The sequence below is a fragment of the Lelliottia wanjuensis genome (genome assembly GCF_030238365.1).
In the GTDB taxonomy this organism is placed as follows: Bacteria; Pseudomonadota; Gammaproteobacteria; order Enterobacterales; family Enterobacteriaceae; genus Enterobacter; species Enterobacter wanjuensis.
The window spans coordinates 21,534-43,646 of the sequence record NZ_JASSOT010000057.1; the positions used below are offsets into that span (position 1 = coordinate 21,534).

Consider the following 22,113-nt stretch of genomic DNA (forward strand, 5'->3'; position numbering starts at 1 on the left):
ACTGTGATGACTCAACCGTTGGCGGGAACGAAATCAGTGGTAACTGAGAACGAGCTGGATATTCGTGGTTTGTTTCGTGTTTTATGGGCGGGCAAGCTGTGGATTGCAGGAATCGCACTGGGGTTCGCGCTGCTGGCGCTGGCGTACACCTTTTTTGCGAAACAAGAGTGGAGCGCAACCGCGATCACCGATCGACCAACGGTAAACATGTTGGGCGGTTTCTATTCGCAGCAGCAGTTCCTGCGTAACCTCGACATCAAAGCCAATCTGGCCTCTTCGGACCAGCCCTCTGTAATGGATGAATCCTACAAAGAGTTCATCATGCAGCTGGCGTCCTGGGATACTCGCCGCGACTTCTGGTCCCAGACGGACTACTACAAACAACGCATGGTCGGTAACAGTAAAGCCGATGCCGCCCTGCTGGATGACCTGATCAACAACATCCAGTTCACGCCAGGCGATGTGCTGCGCAACATCAACGACAACGTTAAGCTGATTGCTGAAACCGCGCCGGACGCGAACAATCTGCTTCGCCAGTATGTCGCCTTCGCCAGCCAGCGTGCTGCGAGCCATCTAAATGATGAGCTGAAAGGCGCATGGGCCGCGCGCACCATTCAAATGAAGGCGCAGGTTAAACGTCAGGAAGAGGTGGCAAAAGCCATTTTCTCCCGCCGCGTCCATAATATTGAACAGGCGCTGAAAATCGCCGAGCAGCGCAATATCTCCCGCAGCGAAACGGACGTACCGGCCGACGAGCTGCCGGATTCCGAAATGTTCCTGCTGGGCCGCCCGATGCTGCAGGCGCGTCTTGAAAACCTGCAGGCCGTCGGGCCAGATTTCGATCTCGACTACGACCAGAACCGCGCCATGCTTAACACCCTGAATGTGGGTCCAACACTGGATCCGCGTTTTCAGACCTATCGTTATTTGCGAACGCCTGAAGAACCTGTAAAACGCGATAGTCCGCGTCGCGCATTCCTGATGATTATGTGGGGGATTGTGGGCGCACTGACGGGCGCAGGCGTGGCGTTAACACGTCGTCGCACAAATTAAGAACGCCGTCTACGATGAAGGCTCCGGCCTTCATCACCTAATCGAAGAGAATCGATGTGAAAGTACTTACCGTATTTGGCACAAGGCCGGAAGCCATCAAGATGGCGCCGCTGGTCCATGCGCTGGCAAATGATCCCTGGTTTGAGGCGAAAGTTTGCGTCACCGCGCAGCATCGGGAGATGCTTGATCAGGTTTTAAATCTCTTTTCCATTGTTCCGGATTACGATCTTAATATTATGAAACCGGGACAGGGATTGACCGAAATTACCTGTCGCATTCTGGAAGGGTTAAAACCTATTCTGGAATCTTTTAAACCAGACGTGGTTCTGGTTCACGGCGATACCACCACCACTATCGCTACCAGTCTGGCCGCGTTCTATCAGCGCATTCCGGTCGGGCACGTTGAAGCCGGTTTACGCACTGGCGACCTCTATTCCCCATGGCCTGAAGAGGCCAACCGCACGCTCACCGGCCATCTGGCGATGTATCACTTCGCGCCAACCGAAAACTCCCGGCAGAACCTGCTGCGCGAAAACATTCGCGACGACAAAATTTTCGTCACCGGCAACACGGTGATTGATGCCCTGATTTGGGTGCGCGATCGCGTGATGGCGAGCGACGACCTGCGGGAAGAACTGGCGGTGCGCTATCCGTTCCTTACCGCGGGCAAAAAGATGATTCTGGTGACGGGCCACCGCCGCGAGAGCTTTGGCCGCGGGTTTGAGCAAATTTGCCATGCGCTGGCGGAAATCGCCGCGCAAAACCCGGACGTGCAGATCGTCTATCCGGTCCACCTCAACCCCAACGTCAGCGAGCCGGTCAATCGTATTCTGGGTCATATCGAGAACGTGATCCTGATTGAGCCGCAGGACTACCTGCCGTTCGTCTGGCTGATGAACCACGCCTGGCTGATCCTGACGGATTCCGGCGGTATTCAGGAAGAGGCCCCTTCACTGGGTAAACCGGTGCTGGTGATGCGCGAAACCACCGAGCGCCCGGAGGCGATCAAAGCCGGAACGGTGCGCCTGGTGGGAACCGACACCAAACATCTGGTGGCAGAGGTCACACGCCTGCTGCACGATGAAAAAGAGTACCAGGCGATGAGCCACGCCCATAACCCTTATGGCGACGGGCAGGCCTGCAGCCGTATTTTGCATGCACTTAAACATAATCGGGTAACGCTATGAGTTTTTCTACCATCTCTGTCATTGGTCTTGGCTACATTGGACTGCCGACTGCGGCCGCCTTTGCTTCACGTCAAAAGCAGGTTATCGGGGTGGATATCAACCAGCATGCGGTAGATACCATTAACCGTGGTGAAATTCATATCGTGGAGCCGGATCTCGACAAAGTGGTCAAAACCGCCGTCGAAGGCGGTTTCCTGAAAGCCAGCACTAAGCCTGTCGAGGCGGATGCCTATCTGATTGCCGTGCCAACGCCGTTTAAAGGCGAGCATGAGCCGGATATGGTGTATGTCGAAGCGGCGGCCAAATCCATCGCGCCGGTGCTGAAGAAAGGCGCACTGGTAATTCTGGAGTCGACCTCTCCTGTCGGGGCGACCGAGCAGATGGCGCAGTGGCTGGCCGAAGCCCGCCCTGATTTGACCTTCCCGCAGCAGGCGGGCGAGCAGGCTGATATCAATATCGCCTATTGCCCGGAGCGCGTTCTGCCGGGCCAGGTGATGGTTGAGCTGATTAAAAACGACCGCGTGATTGGCGGCATGACGCCGGTCTGTTCTGCGCGCGCCAGCGAACTCTACAACATCTTCCTCGAAGGCGAGTGTGTGGTCACTAACTCACGCACGGCGGAAATGTGCAAGCTGACCGAAAATAGCTTCCGCGACGTGAACATCGCTTTCGCCAACGAACTGTCGCTGATTTGCGCAGACCAGGGGATTAATGTCTGGGAACTGATCCGCCTGGCGAACCGCCATCCGCGCGTCAACATTCTCCAGCCAGGCCCAGGCGTCGGCGGGCACTGTATCGCCGTAGACCCGTGGTTCATCGTGGCGCAAAACCCCGATCAGGCGCGTCTGATCCGCACCGCCCGCGAAGTGAACGACGGCAAACCGCACTGGGTCATGAACCAGGTGAAAGCTACGGTGGCGGATTGCCTCGCCGAAAGCGGCAAGCGCGCCAGCGAAGTCAAAATTGCCTGCTTTGGTCTGGCGTTTAAACCGAACATCGACGATCTGCGCGAAAGCCCGGCGATGGGCATCGCCGAGATGATTGCCACCTGGCACACGGGCGAAACGCTGGTCGTTGAGCCGAACATTCATACCCTGCCGAAGAAACTGGCGGGGCACTGTCAGCTCGCCACGCTCGATGACGCTCTGAAAACGGCCGATGTGCTGGTCCTGCTGGTGGATCACAAAGAGTTTAAAGCCATCAGCGGCGACGCGGTGCAGCAGAAGTTTATCGTTGATACCAAAGGGGTGTGGCGTTGAAACGGATCCTGATTACCGGCGGCGCAGGGTTTATCGGCTCTGCGGTTGTCCGCCACATTATCCAAAACACCGCGGACTCCGTCGTGGTGGTGGACAAATTGACCTATGCCGGCAACCTGGCCTCTCTGGCCCCGGTCGCGGATGATTTGCGCTTTGCGTTTGAGCAGGTGGATATTTGCGATCGCGACGCCCTAAAAAGGATATTCGCGACATACCAGCCAGACGCCGTCATGCATCTGGCCGCTGAAAGCCACGTAGACCGCTCCATCGACGGCCCTGCAGTGTTTATCGAGACCAACATCGTTGGCACCTACACGCTGCTCGAGAGTGCCCGTGAATTCTGGGCGGGCCTATCTGGCGATAAAAAAGCCCAGTTCCGATTCCATCACATCTCGACGGACGAAGTGTACGGCGACCTGCATTCGACCGATGATTACTTCACAGAAACAACGCCTTATGCGCCTAGCAGCCCTTACTCTGCTTCGAAAGCCAGTAGCGATCATTTGGTGCGCGCATGGCAGAGAACCTACGGACTGCCCGCTCTGGTGACCAACTGTTCCAACAATTATGGTCCGTACCATTTCCCGGAAAAGCTCATTCCGCTGATCATCCTTAACGCCGTCGCCGGAAAGGCCCTGCCTGTTTATGGCAATGGGCAGCAAATTCGCGACTGGCTGTACGTGGAAGACCATGCCAGAGCGCTGTATCTGGTGGCTACGCAGGGTAAACCTGGCGAAACCTATAACATCGGCGGTCATAACGAACGCAAAAATCTGGATGTGGTGACGACGATCTGCGATCTGCTGGAGGAGCTGGTTCCGGCAAAACCTGCAGGCGTGAACCATTATCGTGATTTGATTACTTACGTCGCCGATCGCCCCGGGCACGATCTTCGTTATGCGATTGATGCATCGAAGATTGAGCGCGAACTGGGCTGGACACCGCAAGAAACCTTTGAGAGCGGTATTCGTAAAACGGTGGAGTGGTATCTCGCAAACGAGACCTGGTGGAAACAGGTTCAGGATGGGAGCTATCAGGGCGAGCGACTGGGTCTACAGGGATAACGCAGGAGAAATCTGATGAAAGGTATTGTTCTGGCGGGTGGATCCGGTACGCGACTGCATCCGATCACAAGAGGCGTGTCGAAACAGCTTCTGCCGATTTACGATAAGCCCATGATTTACTATCCGCTTTCAGTGCTTATGCTGGCAGGTATTCGCGAGATTCTGATCATCACGACGCCGGAAGATAAAGCCTCCTATCAGCGTCTTCTGGGTGATGGTTCAGAGTTTGGCATTGAACTGAGTTACGCCGAGCAGCCGAGCCCGGACGGTCTGGCTCAGGCTTTTATCATTGGCGAAGCGTTTTTAAACGGCGAGCTTTCCTGTCTGGTGCTTGGCGATAATATCTTCTTTGGTCAGGGGTTTAGCCCTAAACTGCGTCATGTCGCGGCACGTACTGAAGGCGCGACGGTGTTCGGTTACCAGGTCATGGACCCGGAACGTTTTGGGGTGGTGGAGTTTGACGATAATTTCCGCGCCATCAGTCTGGAAGAAAAACCCAAAGACCCTAAATCGAACTGGGCCGTCACGGGGCTCTATTTCTACGACAGCAACGTGGTCGATTATGCGAAACGGGTGAAACCTTCTGAACGCGGCGAACTCGAGATCACCTCCATTAACCAGATGTATCTGGAGGATGGAAAGCTGACCGTCGAATTGCTGGGCCGTGGCTTTGCCTGGCTTGATACCGGTACTCACGACAGCCTGATTGAAGCCAGTACGTTCGTACAGACCGTCGAAAAACGTCAAGGATTTAAAATTGCCTGCCTGGAAGAGATCGCCTGGCGCAATGGCTGGCTGGACGACGAAGGCGTGAAACGCGCCGCCAGCCGACTCTCTAAAACTGGCTATGGCCAGTATCTGCTGGAGCTACTTCGTGCCCGTCCACGCCAGTATTGAACCGCTCACCTGGGAGACCGATTTTTTTGGTCTCTCCTCGGCGGTGGTGCGCTTTCGCGACGATGCGCCGGCACTGACGACGACGGATTTCACGCCGTGGCAGTGCGTACAGGCCAAAATCCCGGCGGGACGTGCCGACTGGCTGGATGCCCTGCAAAAGCTGGGATTTCAGCTGGTAGAAGGCGAAGTCGATCTGACCATCGCCGTCACCCAGCACGCCCCGACAGAAGCTGAAGTGGCAACGGAGCGGGATATCCCCGCGCTGCGCCAGATGGCAGCCCTGGCTTTTGCCCAGAGCCGCTTTCGTGCGCCCTGGTATGCGCCCGACGCCAGCGGTCGGTTTTACGCGCAGTGGATTGAAAACGCCGTTAAAGGCACCTTCGACCATGAGTGCCTGGTTTTCCGCGCCAGCAGCGGCGAGATTGAGGCATTTGTCTCTCTGCGCCAGCTGAGTGAGAGCGAAGCGCGTATCGGCCTGCTCGCCGGTCGCGGGATGGGTGACAAACTGATGCAGGCGGCGCTTCACTCGGCCGCGCAGCGTCAGGTATCAACATTGCGGGTGGCGACCCAACTGGGCAACACCGCCGCGCTTAAACGTTACATTGCAAGCGGTGGCAACATTGATGCGACCGCTTACTGGCTATACAGGTGACAAGATGATTCCATTTAACGCGCCTCCCGTTGTGGGCACTGAACTCGATTACATGCAGTCTGCCATGGGCAGCGGCAAACTCTGCGGCGACGGCGGGTTTACTCGTCGCTGTCAGCAGTGGATGGAGCAGCGTTTTCACAGCGCCAAAGTGCTGCTGACGCCGTCCTGCACGGCGTCCCTCGAGATGGCCGCGCTGCTGCTGGACATCAAGCCGGGTGACGAAGTCATCATGCCGAGCTACACCTTTGTTTCGACGGCGAACGCGTTCGTTCTGCGTGGCGCGAAAATTATCTTTGTTGATGTCCGACCGGATACCATGAACATCAATGAAACCCTGATTGAAGCGGCGATCACCGACAAAACGCGGGCGATTGTGCCGGTTCACTACGCGGGCGTAGCGTGCGAGATGGACACCATCATGGCCATCGCCAAAAAGCACAACCTGTTCGTGGTGGAAGATGCCGCGCAGGGTGTGATGTCCACCTACAAAGGCCGCGCGCTGGGTACGATCGGCCATATCGGCTGCTTTAGCTTCCACGAAACCAAAAACTACACCGCGGGCGGTGAAGGTGGCGCGACGTTGATCAACGACCGTGCGCTGGTGGAACGCGCCGAAGTGATCCGCGAGAAAGGCACTAACCGCAGCCAGTTCTTCCGCGGGCAGGTCGATAAATACACCTGGCGCGATATCGGCTCCAGCTATCTGATGGCCGATCTGCAGGCCGCCTATCTCTGGGCGCAGCTTGAAGCTGCCGAGCGCATCAATCAGCAACGTCTGTCCCTGTGGCAGACCTATTACGATGCCTTCGCACCGCTGGCGCAGCAAGGGCGCATCGAGCTGCCGACCATTCCGGCAGACTGCGTTCACAACGCGCACATGTTTTACATCAAACTGCGCGACAACGATGACCGCAGCAACCTGATCGCCTACCTGAAAGAGGCGGAGATCATGGCGGTATTCCATTACATCCCGCTGCACTCCAGCCCGGCGGGTGAAGCCTTCGGTCAGTTTGTCGGTGAAGATCGCTACACCACCAAAGAAAGTGAGCGTTTGCTTCGTCTGCCGCTGTTCTACAACCTCGCGCCGGTCAATCAGCGCACGGTGATTAATACCCTTCTGAGCTACTTCCGCTGATATGTCTCTGGCGAAAGCATCGGTGTGGACCGCCGCGTCCACGCTCGTCAAGATTGGCGCAGGGCTGCTGGTGGTTAAACTGCTGGCGGTCTCCTTTGGCCCGTCCGGTGTCGGACAGGCCGGAAACTTCCGCCAGCTTGTGACCGTGCTCGGCGTTCTCGCCGGGGCCGGAATCTTCAACGGTGTCACCAAATACGTGGCGCAGCATCACGACGATGCGGCGGCGCTGCGCAGGGTGGTCGGGACTTCCTCGGCGATGGTCCTCGGATTCTCCACTCTGCTGGCCATTGTCTTTTTACTGGCGGCCGCGCCTATCAGTCAGGGGCTGTTTGGCAATACCCATTACCAGGGGCTGGTGCGTCTGGTGGCGCTGGTGCAGATGGGGATCGCCTGGACTAACCTGCTGTTAGCGCTGATGAAAGGCTTCCGCGACGCCGCCGGAAACGCGCTGGCGCTGATTCTGGGGAGCCTGATCGGCGTCATCGCCTATTACGTCTGCTATCGTCTCGGCGGCTACGAAGGCGCGCTGCTTGGTCTGGCGCTGGTTCCTGCGCTGGTGGTTATTCCTGCCGCGTTTATGCTGATGCGCAGACGCACCATTCCGCTGAGCTATCTCAAACCGCAGTGGGACAAAATGCTGGCCGGGCAGTTGGGGAAATTCACCCTGATGGCGTTGATCACCTCCGTCACGCTTCCCGTGGCCTATGTGATGATGCGAAACCTGCTGGCGGCGCATTACAGCTGGGATGAAGTAGGGATTTGGCAGGGGGTGAGCAGTATTTCTGACGCTTATCTCCAGTTCATCACCGCCTCGTTTAGCGTCTACCTGCTGCCGACGCTGTCGCGCCTGACCTCCCGTCAGGACATCACCCGCGAAATCGGCCGCTCCCTGCGCTTCGTGCTGCCTGCCGTGGCCGCCGCGAGTCTGACCGTCTGGCTGCTGCGTGACGTCGCTATCTGGCTGCTGTTCTCCGCGAAATTTACCGCGATGCGCGACCTGTTCGCCTGGCAGCTGGTGGGTGATGTACTGAAAGTGGGTGCTTACGTTTTCGGCTATCTGGTGATTGCCAAAGCTTCTCTGCGACTCTATATCCTGGCGGAGATCAGCCAGTTCACGCTGCTGACCGCGTTCTCTCACTGGCTGATCCCAACGCATGGCGCGCTGGGCGCAGCTCAGGCCTACATGGCCACTTACATTGTCTATTTCGCTGCCTGTTGCGGCGTATTTTTACTTTGGCGTAGACGCGCATGACTGCACTGATTCACGTGTTGGGTTCGGATATTCCGCACCACAACCGCACAGTATTACAGTTTTTTAATGACTCGCTGGCGACCGGCAGCGCCGACGCGCGCGAGTTTATGGTTGCAGGCCAGGATAATGGGCTGAGTGCCGCCTGTCCTGCGCTGTCGATAAGTTTCTGGCCGGACAAATCCGCGCTGGCAAACGCGGTGATCGCCAAAGCCAAAGCAAATCGCGAGCAGCGTTTCTTCTTCCACGGCCAGTTTAATACCGGCCTGTGGCTGGCGCTGCTGAAAGGCGGCATCAAGCCCGCGCAGTTTAACTGGCATATCTGGGGCGCGGATCTGTATGAAGTCTCCCGCGGCTGGAAATTCCGCCTGTTCTATCCTGTGCGCCGCATGGCTCAGGGCCGCGTCGGCTGCGTGTTTGCGACGCGGGGTGACCTGAACTATTTTGCGCAGCTGTACCCCACCGTGCGCGGCGAATTACTCTATTTCCCGACCCGCATGGACCCGGCGCTGAACAATATGGCGAACGAGGCGCAGCGCGAAGGCAAGCTGACTATTCTGGTGGGTAACTCCGGCGATCGAAGCAACGAACACATCGCGGCGCTCAAAGCCGTCCATCAGCAGTTTGGCGATACGGTGAACGTGATCGTGCCGATGGGCTATCCTGCAAATAATGACGCGTACATTTCAGAGGTGCGTCAAAGTGGACTGGCGCTGTTTAGCCCGGAGAATCTGCAGATCCTCAGCGATAAGCTGGAGTTTGATGATTACCTGGCTCTGCTGCGAAAATGCGATCTCGGGTACTTCATTTTTGCCCGTCAGCAGGGGATTGGTACGCTGTGTCTGCTGATTCAGGCCGGAGTGCCGTGCGTGCTGAACCGCGAAAATCCGTTCTGGCAGGATATGGCGGAACAGCACATTCCGGTGCTGTTCACCACGGACGAACTGAATGACGACGTGGTGCGTGAAGCACAGCGCCAGCTGGCGTTGGTGGATAAAAATGCCATCGACTTTTTCAGCCCGAATTTCCTCACGCCCTGGCATCAGGCGCTGCGGATTGCTGCAGGAGAGAAGGCATGAGCCAGTTGCAATTTAGCGGCCTGTTGGTGATCTGGCTTCTGGCCTCGCTGTTTATCGCCACGCTCACCTGGTTTGAGTTCCGCCGCGTGCGTTTTAACTTCAACGTCTTCTTCTCGCTGCTGTTTCTGCTGACCTTCTTCTTCGGATTCCCGCTGACCAGCATTCTTGTCTTCCGCTTTGACGTCAGCGTCGCGCCGCCGGAAATTCTGATGCAGGCGCTGCTGTCCGCCACCTGTTTCTATGCCGTGTATTACGTCACCTACAAAACGCGCTTACGCCCGGCGAACCACGCGCCGCGCCGCCCGCTGTTCACCATGAACCGGGTGGAAACGCATCTGACCTGGGTGATGCTGATGATTATCGCCCTGGTCAGCGTCGGTATTTTCTTCATGCATAACGGCTTTTTGCTGTTCAAGCTGCATTCGTACAGCCAGATATTTTCCGCCGAAGTCTCCGGCGTGGCACTTAAGCGTTTCTTCTATTTCTTCATCCCGGCAATGCTGGTCATCTACTTCCTGCGCCAGGACAGCAAAGCCTGGCTGTTCTTCCTGGTGAGCACGGTGGCGTTTGGTCTGTTGACCTACATGATTGTGGGCGGAACGCGCGCCAACATCATCATTGCCTTCGCTATTTTTCTGTTCATCGGCATCATCCGCGGCTGGATTTCCCTGTGGATGCTGGTGGCCGCAGGGGTGTTTGGCATCGTCGGCATGTTCTGGCTGGCGCTCAAACGCTACGGTATGGATGTGAGCGGTGACGAGGCGTTTTACACCTTCCTGTACCTCACCCGCGACACCTTCTCGCCGTGGGAAAACCTGGCGCTGCTCCTGCAAAACTACGACAAAATCGACTTCCAGGGGCTGGCTCCCATCGTGCGTGATTTCTACGTCTTTATCCCGACATGGCTATGGCCAGACCGGCCAGGCGTGGTGCTGAACACGGCGAATTACTTCACCTGGGAAGTGCTGAATAACCACTCTGGCCTTGCGATCTCCCCGACGCTGATTGGTTCGCTGGTGGTGATGGGCGGCGTATGGTTTATCCTGCCGGGCGCCGTGGCTGTAGGGCTTATCATCAAATGGTTCGACTGGCTGTATGTGCGCGGGAATGAAGAGACCAACCGCTACAAGGCGGCGATTTTGCACAGTTTCTGTTTTGGTGCCATTTTCAATATGATCGTGCTGGCGCGTGAGGGGCTGGATTCATTTGTCTCGCGCGTGGTCTTTTTCATGGTGGTCTTCGGTCTCTGCCTGCTACTGGCGAAACTGCTGTACTGGCTGTTTGACAGCGCGGGCCTGATTCACCGTCGCCTGACGCGCACAACCCGAACACTTTCCCAGGTCTGAGTAAGGATAATCATGACTGACAATACCTCTGCGCCAGTGTATACCCTGCGCGGACTGAAACTGATTGGCTGGCGCGATATGCAGCACGCGCTGGATTATCTCTGCGCTGACGGGCAGATCAAATCCGGTACGCTGGTGGCGATTAACGCTGAAAAAATGCTGGCCGTTGAAGATAACGCCGAAGTGAAAAGCCTGATTGAAGCCGCCGAGTTTAAATACGCCGACGGCATCAGCGTCGTCCGTTCGATCCGCAAGAAGTTCCCGCAGGCGCAGGTTTCGCGCGTCGCGGGGGCCGATCTGTGGGAAGAGCTGATGGCGCGAGCAGGGCAGGATGGCACGCCAGTGTTCCTGATCGGCGGCAAACCCGATGTGCTGGCGCAGACGGAGCAAAAGCTCCGCGCGCAGTGGAATGTTAACATCGTGGGCAGTCAGGACGGCTACTTCAAACCGGAAGACAGGCAGGCGCTGTTTGAGCGCATCCGCGACAGCGGGGCGAAAATCGTGACCGTGGCGATGGGCTCACCGCGCCAGGAAATCCTGATGCGCGACTGCCGTCTGGTTTGTCCGAATGCGCTGTATATGGGCGTTGGCGGCACCTACGACGTCTTTACTGGCCATGTGAAGCGTGCGCCAAAAGTGTGGCAGAACTTAGGCCTGGAGTGGCTGTATCGTCTCCTGTCCCAGCCGAGCCGCATCAAACGACAGATCAAACTCCTGCGCTATCTCGCCTGGCACTACACCGGCAAAATGTAATCAAAATGTAGCGCGATGTGCTATTCGCGCTGCAACCCACCTGCAAAACTGCTGCGTTTCTGTGCAATACGTTCATTTTTTTAATGCTTCGTTTGCCATTTGGCAGGATTTAAGAAACCATTCCTCCCCGTATTTCAGTACCCAAAAATAATAACCGGCAAAAGCCGGGCAACAGCAAACACAACCGAGGATTTATGGCAGAGAAAAAACCTGAGCTTCAGCGTGGGCTGGAAGCTCGTCACATAGAATTGATAGCGCTGGGCGGCACTATCGGCGTTGGCCTGTTTATGGGCTCCGCCAGCACGCTCAAATGGGCTGGCCCGTCTGTACTGCTGGCGTATATCGTCGCCGGGCTGTTCGTCTTCTTCATCATGCGCTCGATGGGCGAAATGCTGTTCCTTGAGCCGGTCGCCGGTTCATTCGCCGTTTACGCGCACAAATACATGAGCCCGTTCTTTGGCTATCTCACGGCCTGGTCGTACTGGTTTATGTGGATGGCGGTGGGGATATCGGAGATCACCGCGATTGGGGTCTACGTCCAGTTCTGGTTCCCGGAAATGGCGCAGTGGATACCCGCGCTCATCGCCGTGGGGCTGGTGGCGCTCGCGAACCTGGCGGCCGTGCGACTGTACGGGGAAATTGAGTTCTGGTTTGCGATGATCAAAGTCACCACCATTATCGTGATGATTGTGGTTGGCCTTGGCGTGATCTTCTTTGGCTTCGGCAACGGCGGGCAGTCGATTGGCTTTGGCAACCTGACCGAGCACGGCGGCTTCTTTGCCGGCGGCTGGAAGGGCTTCCTGACGGCGCTCTGTATCGTGGTGGCGTCCTATCAGGGCGTGGAGCTGATCGGCATCACTGCCGGTGAAGCAAAAAACCCGCAGGTCACCCTGCGTAGCGCGGTGGGCAAAGTCCTGTGGCGCATCCTGATTTTCTACGTGGGTGCGATTTTCGTTATCGTCACCATCTTCCCGTGGAACCAGATTGGCACCACCGGCAGCCCGTTCGTGCTGACCTTCGCTAAAATTGGGATTACCGCGGCGGCTGGGATTATTAACTTCGTGGTGCTGACGGCGGCGCTGTCGGGCTGTAACAGTGGCATGTACAGCTGTGGCCGTATGCTCTACGCGCTGGCGAAAAACCGTCAGCTGCCGGCGGCAATGGGTAAAGTCTCCCGCGCTGGTGTGCCTGTGGCGGGTGTGACGGTCTCTATCGTCATTCTGCTGATTGGATCCTGCCTGAACTACATCATCCCGAATCCGCAGCGCGTGTTCGTTTACGTCTACAGCGCCAGCGTACTGCCGGGCATGGTGCCGTGGTTTGTGATTCTGATAAGCCAGCTGCGCTTCCGTCAGGCGCACAAAGAGGCGATTGCCAGCCACCCGTTCCGCTCCATTTTGTTCCCATGGGCGAACTATGCGACGATGGCGTTCCTGATTTGCGTCCTGATCGGAATGTACTTCAATGAAGACACCCGCATGTCGCTGTTTGTCGGGATTATCTTTATGGCCGCCGTGTCGATTGGCTATAAGCTTTTTGGCCTCAGCCGCCACGCTGAAATCCAGAAAGTGGAGTAATAAGCGACAAAATGCACAAAGCGTAACCAAACGCGCATTTTTTTCGAAAAAGCACTAGACAGCAGACCGAGACCTCCGTAATATCCAGCCCCGCAACGGCGCTAAGCGCCCGTAGCTCAGCTGGATAGAGCGCTGCCCTCCGGAGGCAGAGGTCTCAGGTTCGAATCCTGTCGGGCGCGCCAATTAAGTAGTCTGGCGTTCGAGCTGCGGTGGTAGTAGTACATACCGCGTGAAAGAATAAGTAGTGGTGGCTATAGCTCAGTTGGTAGAGCCCTGGATTGTGATTCCAGTTGTCGTGGGTTCGAATCCCATTAGCCACCCCATTATTTGATAAGTTGTGACATTGCGACGGTGGCGGAATTGGTAGACGCGCTAGCTTCAGGTGTTAGTGTCTTAACGGACGTGGGGGTTCAAGTCCCCCCCCTCGCACCACGACTTAAAGAATTGAACTAAAAATTCAAAAAAGCAGTACATCGGCGAGTAGCGCAGCTTGGTAGCGCAACTGGTTTGGGACCAGTGGGTCGGAGGTTCGAATCCTCTCTCGCCGACCAATTTTGAACCCCGCTTCGGCGGGGTTTTTTGTTTTCTGCGGTTTATGCCTCTGTTGTCATTTCCCGACAACGCCATCCCTCTTTGTCGCGATTCAGAGACAGCTAATTCCCTGTTTTATTTCACTATTTTTCTTTATTGGTATTTGTGTCGCTCTCAGGAGACACTTGCGCCAGTTTTGACGCTTTTTCTGCTGCTCCGAATACCACATCAAAAGAAAAACTCCTTTTTTCTTATCATGTTGCGAAATGTAAAACTTCTTTCTGTAACCCTGGCACGTTACGTGCAATAATATACGTGTAGATGCTCATTCCATCTCTTATGTTCGCCTTCGTGCCTCATAAACTCAGGAATGACGCAGAGCCATTTAAGGTGCTTATCGTCCACAGACAGATGTCGCTTCGGCCTCATCAAACACCATGGACATAACGTTGAGTGAAGCACCACATATGTTGTCAAACAGACCTGTTTAACGCCTGCTTTTATAGCAGGCGTTTTTTTATGGGCGATTCCCGAAATAGCGGCCATAAAAAAGGAGGCCCTGAGGCCTCCTGATGCGCGGTGCTTGAGTTTACTGACCGTTATTCTGCAAGGTTAACAGTAGGCCGTCGCGACGCATTGCTGCGGCTTCTTCCGGCTTGTGCTGCTTGTCCAGCGTGTCAGCCAGCCAGGCATAATCAAACGCGTCCGGGCGCTGTTTCAGCGCTGCGCGGAAGGCGAGGCTCGCCTCCTGCCATTCGCCGTGCTTCATCAGCGACTGGCCCAGCGTGCTCCACAGCAGCGGGCGGTCGCCCACGGTTTTGATCTGCTGGCGCAGCATTTTTTCCATCTGCTCAGGATTGTTGGTCCGAAGACGTGGGATCACCATCACCAGACGGTCATCATACTGACGTTTCAGGCCATCAAGGATGATCTCCTGCGCCGTGTCATGATCGTCACATTCGATGAGATGCTCGGCCATTGCCACCTGCAGCGGAACCTGCTGACGCGTTTTGCGGCTCTGGTTTTTCCACCAGGTTTTCAGACCGTCGCTGCCCAGATCGGCTCGTGCCTGATCCATCAGACCAATCCACGCCTGACGCTGCAGCGCATCGCGATGTTCGTCATCGCCCACGTCGGCTTTCGCCATCGACGGAATGATATCCAGCAGTGAACCCCATGCGCCGGTGCGGATATAAGCCTGCTCGGCCAGACGCAGCACTTCCGGATGACGCGGGGTGATCTCCAGCAGACGGTCAACGCCATGACGCGCAGCGTGATTCTCGTTACGCGCCAGCTGAATGCGCACGCGGGTAATTTCCACCGGGATCTGATCGTTCGATGACAGCTCCGACGCGCGCTCAAGATGCTGATTCGCGCGCGCTTCATCCCCGCGCTGCTGGGCGGCTTCGGCGGCTAACAGATAGTTCACCACCGGCTGCTCGGCGTGATCGGCATTTTTCGACATCAGCTTTTCAACCTGCTGATAATCGCCTTCCGCCAGTTTGAGCAGCGCCTGTTCGGTCTGTTTGCGCGCGCGACGGCGTTTGCGCCCGACGAACCAGCCGCGGGTGTGCGCCCCGGTACGGAAGATGCGGCGCAGGATCCATTCGATCGCAAACAGCACCACCATGGTCAGGATCAAGATGATCACCAGACCCGTGACGCTGGTTTCGATGTTGTAGTTATCGGTCTGGATCAGGACATAGCCCTGGTGACCCGCAATCAGCGGACCCAGCACGATCCCGGCGATCAGCAATAAGAAGAGTAATAAGACTTTTAACATGATCACTCTCCTTGAGGTGCGCTTTCAGGGGCAGGCGCAGGGGCTGCTGCATCCGGCTGTGCGGCCACGCCTGGCTGAGCCAGCAGGTTGCGCACGCGGGTTTGCATCAGTTTTTCCAGAATCGGCTGGCTTTCCAGTTTGTCCGGGACGTTCATGGTGATGTTCTGCTGACTGAGCTTATCAACATCGTCCAGGAACGCGGTGGTGGTGGCATCGCTGGTGTCGTAGTAAGCACGCACCCACGTCGAAACATTATCCAGCGCCTGTTTGTAGGTCTCTTCCTGATGACGCGGTACCGCCTGCGCGGCGACCAGCAGACGGGAGCGAATATTCTCGCGCAGATAGACATCCTGATTTGGCGCTAACAGCGGAACGGCGGTTTCATCGCGGCGGCGGACGGTTATAAAGCTGTCCATGAAGTTCTGCCAGCTTTTCTGCAGGTTGATGCGCCACTCGCTCAGGGAGCTCGACAGCTCGGTGCCGTCGGAATCCATCGGGGAGTCGTCGTCGTTGTTATCCGCGAGACGCAGGTTATCAATCGAGTTCGCCAGCTGATTAACCTTGAGGATAATGCCGTCGTAATCCACCTGCGAAACCGCGCCGAGGCTGGCGATGTCTTCGGTAATCGCGCGACGGGCGACGATCAGGCTTGGGTCGTTCATATCGGCCAGGCTGGCGTCGGCGCTTTTCAGCAGCGCGGCGGCAGTGGTGACATCCTGATCGCTCCACAGCTTACGCCCAGCCAGTTTGACCAGGAAATCGGCCTGAGAGAGCAGCCAGGTTTTGGCATCGGTCCCGGAAATGGTCGCCACTTTCTGCTGCACTTCGCCGAGCTGTTTGGTCAGCTCTTCCTGACGGGAATGGGCTTCGGCCAGCTGCGTAGATTGCTGCTTAATGACGCCTTCCAGTTCGGTTTTCTGCGTCTCCTGCGCTTTTTGCAGGGCAGTAATTTGATTCACCAGCGCATCGCTGGTCATCGTCTGGTTAGTGGCCTGCTTTTTCACCAGACCGTACAAGCCGACACCGGCCGCCAGCGCAATGGCGATAGCGATCGCGCTCAACGCGAGGCTGGTTTTATTGCTGCCGTTTTTTTTCTCAACAATCTGTTCAGTCTTCTCTGGCTGCGGCGGGGTGGCCACAGTCTCCCTGGTCTCTTCAACCACGGCGGAGGATTTTTCTTGTTCCGTCATTATGGCTTCCCATTATGAGAGTTATTGTAATGCGCGCAGCAGCGCATCGTTGTCGGCGTTATCAGCGATCCGAATATCTTGCCAGCCCAGTTCCCGGGCGAGGTTCGCCAGACGCTCGCTGACGACCAGAAGTCGACAGCTGAGTAACCAGTTTTCACGATACCATTGCGGAATCAGCGACCAGAGCTGCTGGAGCATTTCGCCGCTGGTGATGACCACCGTATCCACGCCGCGCGTGTGCCAGCGCATCGCTTCCTCTGCACCGTCATAATATTTGGCACAGCGCTGGTAGCATTCGCAGAAGGTCACGTCAGCCCCACGGGCGCTTAAGGTTTCACCCAGTAATTCACGACCACCGTTCCCGCGAAGGATCAGCGCGCGCTTGCCTGCAACAGTTTGTAATTCAGGTAATTGTAGCAAGATTTCGCTGATTTCCCGATCTAACGGGTATTGAACGTCAATTCCGCTGACCGCATGCAGGGCCAGGGCTGTGGTGCGTCCAATGGCGAAATAGCGTGGCACAGTCGGCCAGCTTTGCTTCTCTTGCTGCAGTTGGGCGTGAGCAAATTCCACGGCGTGTTGCGATAAGGCGAAAACCAAATCGCCTTCCTTCAGGGCATGAAGATGGTCGGCGAGCGCAGAGAGCTGCCGACCCGGGGAGAACTCAATCAGCGGAAAACTCCATGCCACCTGCCCCAGTGCGCGCAGACGGCTCACTAACTGCTCTCCTGCGGGAGAAGGGCGGGTGACGAGAATACTCATGCTGGTGGCTCTCCATTGTAGACGTCTGCCAGGATCTCACGTGCGCCGTTATTCAGCAGCTCTTCGGCCAGAGAAATGCCGAGCGCTTCGGCGTCTGCTGCCGGGCCGCGGCGTTCACCGCGCACCATCTGTGAACCGTCCGGCGCGCCAACCAGCGCACGCAGCCAGAGTTCACCGTCGGTTAATTCAGCATAGCTGCCAATCGGCACCTGACAGCCGCCTTCCAGACGGGTATTCATCGCGCGCTCTGCCTGAACGCGAATCGCGGTCTCGTCGTGATTGAGCGGGGCAAGCAGACTGCGGGTGCGCTCGTCATCAAGACGACACTCAATTCCTACCGCGCCCTGACCGACAGCCGGAAGGGAAAGCTCAGGCGGAAGGGCGACACGCACACGAGATTCCAGCCCCAGACGCTTCAGGCCCGCAACCGCCAGAATAATGGCGTCGTAATCGCCGTTGTCCAGTTTACCGAGACGCGTACCGACGTTACCGCGCAGGGAGCGAATCACCAGATCCGGGCGGCGTTCAGCCAGCTGACACTGACGGCGTAAACTTGACGTGCCAACCACGCTCCCGAGAGGTAAATCATCAAGGGAGGCGTAGTGGTTGGAGACAAACGCATCGCGCGGATCTTCGCGCTCACAAATCGTCACCAGGCCCAATCCCTCAGGGAATTCGACCGGAACATCTTTCATGGAATGGACGGCGATATCGGCGCGATTCTCAAGCAGTGCAACTTCCAGCTCTTTGACAAACAGGCCTTTTCCGCCCACTTTCGCGAGAGGGGTATCAAGGATCACATCCCCGCGCGTCACCATCGGAACCAGTTCGACACGCAGCCCTGAATGGCAGGCTTCGAGGCGCTGCTTAACATATTGTGCCTGCCAGAGCGCAAGGGGGCTTTGGCGTGTGGCAATTCTCAAAACATTGTCTAACATGCTTGTTACCGTCATTATCAATCGCTGACCATCCTAACATTGTTGACTCTGGGATGTCAGTTTTACGGTCGATGAAGGGGTGAGGGACAAGGCGGTGCGCAGGACACCCGCTGCCGTATTAAGGAATTTACACGCACAGAACGGTGCTACACTTGTATGTAGCGCATCTTTCTTTACGGTCAATCGGCAAGGTGTTAAATTGATCACGTTTTAGACCATTTTTTCGTCGCTACCACCATAAAGTGAGAGACAAAAAAGGGTAACGGTTCTTTTTTGAAATACTGCGGGCTCGTAATCATTCGCTCTTTTGAACGATTGCTACGTCCGGCAACATCAGGCGATATGTCTTGTACCTCTATATTGAGACTCTGAAACAGAGACTGGATGCCATAAATCAATTGCGCGTGGATCGTGCGCTTGCTGCCATGGGACCTGCTTTCCAACAGGTTTACAGTCTGCTGCCAACATTACTGCACTATCACCATCCGCTGATGCCGGGTTACCTTGATGGTAACGTTCCCCAGGGCATATGTATTTTCACGCCTGATGAAACCCAGCAGCACTATCTGAGCGAGCTGGAACTCTACCGCGGTATGCCGCCGCAAGAATCCCCGAAAGGTGAGCTGCCGATTACCGGCGTCTACACCATGGGGAGTACCTCGTCCGTAGGACAAAGCTGCTCTTCTGACCTGGATATCTGGGTCTGCCATCAATCCTGGCTCGATAACGACGAGCGTCAGCTGCTGCAGCGTAAATGCAGCCTGCTGGAAAGCTGGGCGGCATCGCTCGGCGTGGAAGTGAGCTTCTTCCTGATCGATGAGAACCGTTTCCGCCATAACGAAAGTGGCAGTCTCGGCGGTGAAGACTGCGGCTCCACGCAGCACATTTTGCTGCTCGACGAATTTTACCGTAGCGCCGTGCGTCTCGCCGGGAAGCGTATTCTGTGGAATATGGTGCCGTGCGAAGAAGAAGAGCATTACGACGACTACGTCATGTCGCTCTATTCTCAGGGCGTACTGACGCCAAACGAATGGCTGGATTTGGGCGGTTTAAGCTCCCTGTCCGCCGAAGAGTATTTTGGCGCGAGCCTGTGGCAGCTCTATAAAAGTATCGATTCACCGTACAAAGCGGTGCTGAAAACCCTGCTGCTCGAAGCCTACTCCTGGGAATACCCGACGCCACGCCTGCTGGCAAAAGATATCAAACAGCGTCTGCACGACGGGGAGATCGTTTCCTTCGGCCTCGATGCTTACTGCATGATGCTCGAACGCGTCACCGAATACCTGAAAGCCATTGATGACACCACGCGTCTCGACCTGGTGCGTCGATGTTTCTATCTCAAAGTCTGTGAAAAACTCAGCCGCGAACGCGCATGCGTTGGCTGGCGTCGTGAAGTGGTCAGTCAGTTAGTCAAAGAGTGGGGATGGGACGAAGAGCGTCTGTCCATGCTCGATAACCGCGCCAACTGGAAAATCGATCAGGTGCGTGAAGCGCACAACGAACTGCTCGATGCGATGATGCAGAGCTACCGCAACCTGATTCGCTTCGCCCGCCGTAATAACCTCAGCGTCTCCGCCAGCCCGCAGGATATCGGTGTCTTGACCCGTAAACTGTACGCCGCGTTCGAAGCGCTGCCGGGCAAAGTCACGCTGGTGAACCCGCAGATTTCGCCTGACCTGTCAGAACCGAACCTGACCTTTATCTATGTTCCGCCAGGCCGCGCCAACCGCACCGGCTGGTATCTGTACAACCGTGCGCCAAGCATGGATTCGATCATCAGCCATCAGCCGCTGGAATATAACCGCTATCTGAACAAGCTGGTGGCCTGGGCCTGGTTTAACGGCCTGTTGACGTCGCGTACCCGCCTGTTTATCAAAGGCAACGACGTCGTCGATCTCGCCAAATTGCAGGAAATGGTCGCCGATGTGTCGCACCACTTCCCGCTGCGTCTGCCCGCGCCGACGCCAAAAGCGCTCTACAGCCCGTGTGAAATTCGCCATCTGGCGATTATCGTCAACCTGGAATACGACCCGACGGCGGCCTTCCGCAATCAGGTGGTCCATTTTGATTTCCGCAAGCTGGATGTCTTTAGCTTTGGCGAGCAGCAAAACTGCCTGGTGGGCAGCGTTGACCTGCTGTATCGCAACTCGTGGAACGAAGTGCGTACTCTGCATTTCAACGGCGAGCAGGCGATGATCGAAGCCCTGAAAACCATTCTCGGCAAAATGCACCAGGACGCCGCACCGCCGGATAGCGTGGAAGTGTTCTGCTACAGCCAGCATCTGCGCGGTCTGATTCGCACCCGCGTGCAGCAGCTGGTGTCCGAATGCATCGAACTGCGCCTGTCCAGCACGCGTCAGGAAACCGGACGCTTCAAAGCGCTCCGCGTCTCCGGCCAGACCTGGGGTCTGTTCTTTGAACGTCTGAACGTGTCGGTGCAGAAGCTGGAAAACGCGATTGAGTTTTACGGCGCGATTTCCCACAACAAGCTGCATGGCCTGTCCGTGCAGGTGGAAACCAACCACGTCAAACTGCCGCAGGTGGTGGATGGCTTTGCCAGCGAAGGGATTATTCAGTTCTTCTTCGAAGAGGCGGGGGATGAATCCGGGTTTAATATTTATATTCTGGATGAGACCAACCGCGCTGAGGTGTATCACCACTGCGAAGGCAGCAAAGAGGAGCTGGTGCGCGACGTCAGCCGCTTCTATTCGTCCTCACACGATCGCTTTACCTACGGCTCAAGCTTCATCAACTTCAACCTGCCGCAGTTCTATCAGATTGTGAAAGTTGATGGCCGCGCGCAGGTGATCCCGTTCCGCACCCAAACAATTGCTCCGGTGCCGATGAATGAGGACGCCAATCAGCCGCTGTTGCAGCAGTATTTCTCCTGAGGCGCGATTGCCGGATGCGCTTTGCTTATCCGGCCTACGTTTCTGGCCTACAACGACTCGAACGTAGGCCCGGTAAGCGCAGCGCCACCGGGCAACAGACTTAGCGGAAACTCACTTCCTCACCCGCCTGCGCAGTAGCAGCCTGCTCCAGCAAATCCCAGAACGCTTCGCCGCTGCGGTCGCAAATCCACTCGTCACCTTTCAGATCAAAATGGTAGCCGCCCTGTTTTGTCGCCAGCCACACCTGGTGCAGCGGCTCCTGGCGGTTAATAATAATCTTGCTGCCGTTATCGAAGCTCAGCGTCAGCACGCCGCCGTTGATCTCACAATCGATATCGCTGTCGCCATCCCAGTCGTCCAGACGCTCTTCAATGGTCTGCCACAGGGTATCTGCCAGGCGATGGAATTCACTGTCATTCATGGTTTTGTTCCTGTTTTTCGTGATGGCGGCAGTATAACGCTAAATAATTCCCGTTGCAGGAAAGCGGCTAACTCTTGCTTTTGTGCCTTCTCCTGCGATGATAGAAACAGAAAGCATGAACTTACGGGCAACCTATAATGAAAAACGTTTTTCGAACGCTTGCCGTTCTCATCACTTTGTTTAGTCTGACTGGCTGTGGTCTGAAAGGGCCGTTGTACTTCCCGCCGGCAGATAAAACCGCTCCGCCGCCAACCAAACCCGTGCCAAGCCAGATAGAGTCATCGACACCGGTGAGCAACGATCGCGGCGACAACGGTGGCCCAAGCCAGGTCAACTTCTGACAATC

Annotated in this window: 19 protein-coding genes and 4 tRNA genes; 18 read left to right on the forward strand and 5 right to left on the reverse strand. The window is 56.4% G+C overall.

Annotated features, from left to right (window positions below; genetic code table 11):
* Window positions 1-6 precede the first annotated feature (6 nt).
* The 16 genes from wzzE to QQF33_RS10275 all read left to right on the forward strand — a co-directional run bounded on the left by wzzE (window position 7) and on the right by QQF33_RS10275 (window position 13,802).
* A complete protein-coding gene (gene wzzE / locus QQF33_RS10200) occupies window positions 7-1,053 on the forward strand; it encodes an ECA polysaccharide chain length modulation protein (protein WP_282493896.1) in 1,047 nt (348 codons plus the stop codon).
* Between the two features lie 56 nt (window positions 1,054-1,109).
* Window positions 1,110-2,240: a non-hydrolyzing UDP-N-acetylglucosamine 2-epimerase gene (gene wecB / locus QQF33_RS10205; protein WP_282493897.1), complete on the forward strand. Its 1,131-nt coding sequence runs from the start codon at window positions 1,110-1,112 to the stop codon at window positions 2,238-2,240.
* On the forward strand, window positions 2,237-3,499 hold the full coding sequence (gene wecC, locus QQF33_RS10210) for a UDP-N-acetyl-D-mannosamine dehydrogenase (RefSeq protein WP_285148785.1): 1,263 nt from the start codon (window positions 2,237-2,239) through the stop codon (window positions 3,497-3,499). The genes wecB and wecC overlap by 4 nt, the downstream gene beginning before the upstream one ends.
* Window positions 3,496-4,563, forward strand: a complete 1,068-nt coding sequence (gene rffG, locus QQF33_RS10215; protein WP_285148784.1) for a dTDP-glucose 4,6-dehydratase — start codon at window positions 3,496-3,498, stop codon at window positions 4,561-4,563. The genes wecC and rffG overlap by 4 nt, the downstream gene beginning before the upstream one ends.
* 15 nt (window positions 4,564-4,578) lie before the next feature.
* A complete protein-coding gene (gene rfbA / locus QQF33_RS10220) occupies window positions 4,579-5,460 on the forward strand; it encodes a glucose-1-phosphate thymidylyltransferase RfbA (RefSeq protein ID WP_285148783.1) in 882 nt (293 codons plus the stop codon).
* Window positions 5,411-6,112, forward strand: a complete 702-nt coding sequence (rffC, locus tag QQF33_RS10225; protein WP_285157757.1) for a dTDP-4-amino-4,6-dideoxy-D-galactose acyltransferase — start codon at window positions 5,411-5,413, stop codon at window positions 6,110-6,112. Before rfbA ends, rffC begins: the two co-directional genes overlap by 50 nt.
* A gap of 4 nt (window positions 6,113-6,116) precedes the next feature.
* Complete coding sequence (gene rffA, locus QQF33_RS10230) at window positions 6,117-7,247, forward strand: dTDP-4-amino-4,6-dideoxygalactose transaminase (RefSeq protein WP_285157758.1); 1,131 nt, start codon at window positions 6,117-6,119, stop codon at window positions 7,245-7,247.
* A 1-nt stretch (window position 7,248) separates the two neighbouring features.
* On the forward strand, window positions 7,249-8,499 hold the full coding sequence (gene wzxE / locus QQF33_RS10235) for a lipid III flippase WzxE (protein WP_285157759.1): 1,251 nt from the start codon (window positions 7,249-7,251) through the stop codon (window positions 8,497-8,499).
* Window positions 8,496-9,575, forward strand: coding sequence for a TDP-N-acetylfucosamine:lipid II N-acetylfucosaminyltransferase (locus QQF33_RS10240; protein ID WP_285148781.1), 1,080 nt, complete (start codon window positions 8,496-8,498; stop codon window positions 9,573-9,575). The genes wzxE and QQF33_RS10240 overlap by 4 nt, the downstream gene beginning before the upstream one ends.
* Window positions 9,572-10,921: an ECA oligosaccharide polymerase gene (gene wzyE / locus QQF33_RS10245; RefSeq protein ID WP_285148780.1), complete on the forward strand. Its 1,350-nt coding sequence runs from the start codon at window positions 9,572-9,574 to the stop codon at window positions 10,919-10,921. The genes QQF33_RS10240 and wzyE overlap by 4 nt, the downstream gene beginning before the upstream one ends.
* A gap of 12 nt (window positions 10,922-10,933) precedes the next feature.
* Window positions 10,934-11,674: a lipopolysaccharide N-acetylmannosaminouronosyltransferase gene (gene wecG, locus QQF33_RS10250; protein WP_282493906.1), complete on the forward strand. Its 741-nt coding sequence runs from the start codon at window positions 10,934-10,936 to the stop codon at window positions 11,672-11,674.
* Window positions 11,675-11,868: 194 nt separating this feature from the next.
* The gene (thrP, locus tag QQF33_RS10255; RefSeq protein ID WP_282493907.1) at window positions 11,869-13,251 is read left to right on the forward strand and encodes a bifunctional threonine/serine APC transporter ThrP; all 1,383 of its coding nucleotides are present in this window, start codon (window positions 11,869-11,871) and stop codon (window positions 13,249-13,251) included.
* A 105-nt stretch (window positions 13,252-13,356) separates the two neighbouring features.
* Window positions 13,357-13,433 (forward strand) — tRNA-Arg (locus QQF33_RS10260).
* Between the two features lie 65 nt (window positions 13,434-13,498).
* Window positions 13,499-13,574 (forward strand) — tRNA-His (locus QQF33_RS10265).
* 22 nt (window positions 13,575-13,596) lie between these two features.
* Window positions 13,597-13,683: transfer RNA gene (locus QQF33_RS10270), tRNA-Leu, on the forward strand.
* A 42-nt stretch (window positions 13,684-13,725) separates the two neighbouring features.
* Window positions 13,726-13,802, forward strand: a tRNA-Pro gene (locus QQF33_RS10275).
* Between the two features lie 569 nt (window positions 13,803-14,371).
* Here QQF33_RS10275 and hemY read toward each other — a convergent pair.
* Genes hemY through hemC form a run of 4 tightly spaced genes read right to left on the reverse strand, consistent with a single transcriptional unit; the run spans window position 14,372 to window position 18,455 of the window.
* A complete protein-coding gene (hemY, locus tag QQF33_RS10280; protein ID WP_282493908.1) occupies window positions 14,372-15,565 on the reverse strand; it encodes a protoheme IX biogenesis protein HemY in 1,194 nt (397 codons plus the stop codon).
* Between the two features lie 2 nt (window positions 15,566-15,567).
* Complete coding sequence (gene hemX / locus QQF33_RS10285) at window positions 15,568-16,755, reverse strand: uroporphyrinogen-III C-methyltransferase (protein WP_282493909.1); 1,188 nt, start codon at window positions 16,753-16,755, stop codon at window positions 15,568-15,570.
* 21 nt (window positions 16,756-16,776) lie between these two features.
* Entirely contained in the window at window positions 16,777-17,517 is a 741-nt protein-coding gene (hemD, locus tag QQF33_RS10290; RefSeq protein ID WP_285157760.1) for a uroporphyrinogen-III synthase, read from the reverse strand.
* Window positions 17,514-18,455 carry a hydroxymethylbilane synthase gene (gene hemC, locus QQF33_RS10295; protein ID WP_285148776.1) on the reverse strand — a complete coding sequence of 314 codons (942 nt, stop codon included), beginning with the start codon at window positions 18,453-18,455 and terminating at the stop codon, window positions 17,514-17,516. The genes hemD and hemC overlap by 4 nt, the downstream gene beginning before the upstream one ends.
* A gap of 347 nt (window positions 18,456-18,802) precedes the next feature.
* On the opposite strand from hemC, the gene cyaA reads away from it, so the two are divergent.
* A complete protein-coding gene (cyaA, locus tag QQF33_RS10300; RefSeq protein ID WP_282493912.1) occupies window positions 18,803-21,346 on the forward strand; it encodes a class I adenylate cyclase in 2,544 nt (847 codons plus the stop codon).
* A 100-nt stretch (window positions 21,347-21,446) separates the two neighbouring features.
* On the opposite strand, the gene cyaY is transcribed toward cyaA, so the two are convergent.
* Window positions 21,447-21,767, reverse strand: coding sequence for an iron donor protein CyaY (cyaY, locus tag QQF33_RS10305; protein WP_285148775.1), 321 nt, complete (start codon window positions 21,765-21,767; stop codon window positions 21,447-21,449).
* Window positions 21,768-21,904: 137 nt separating this feature from the next.
* On the opposite strand from cyaY, the gene lptM reads away from it, so the two are divergent.
* Window positions 21,905-22,108: an LPS translocon maturation chaperone LptM gene (gene lptM, locus QQF33_RS10310; protein WP_282493916.1), complete on the forward strand. Its 204-nt coding sequence runs from the start codon at window positions 21,905-21,907 to the stop codon at window positions 22,106-22,108.
* Window positions 22,109-22,113: the final 5 nt, after the last annotated feature.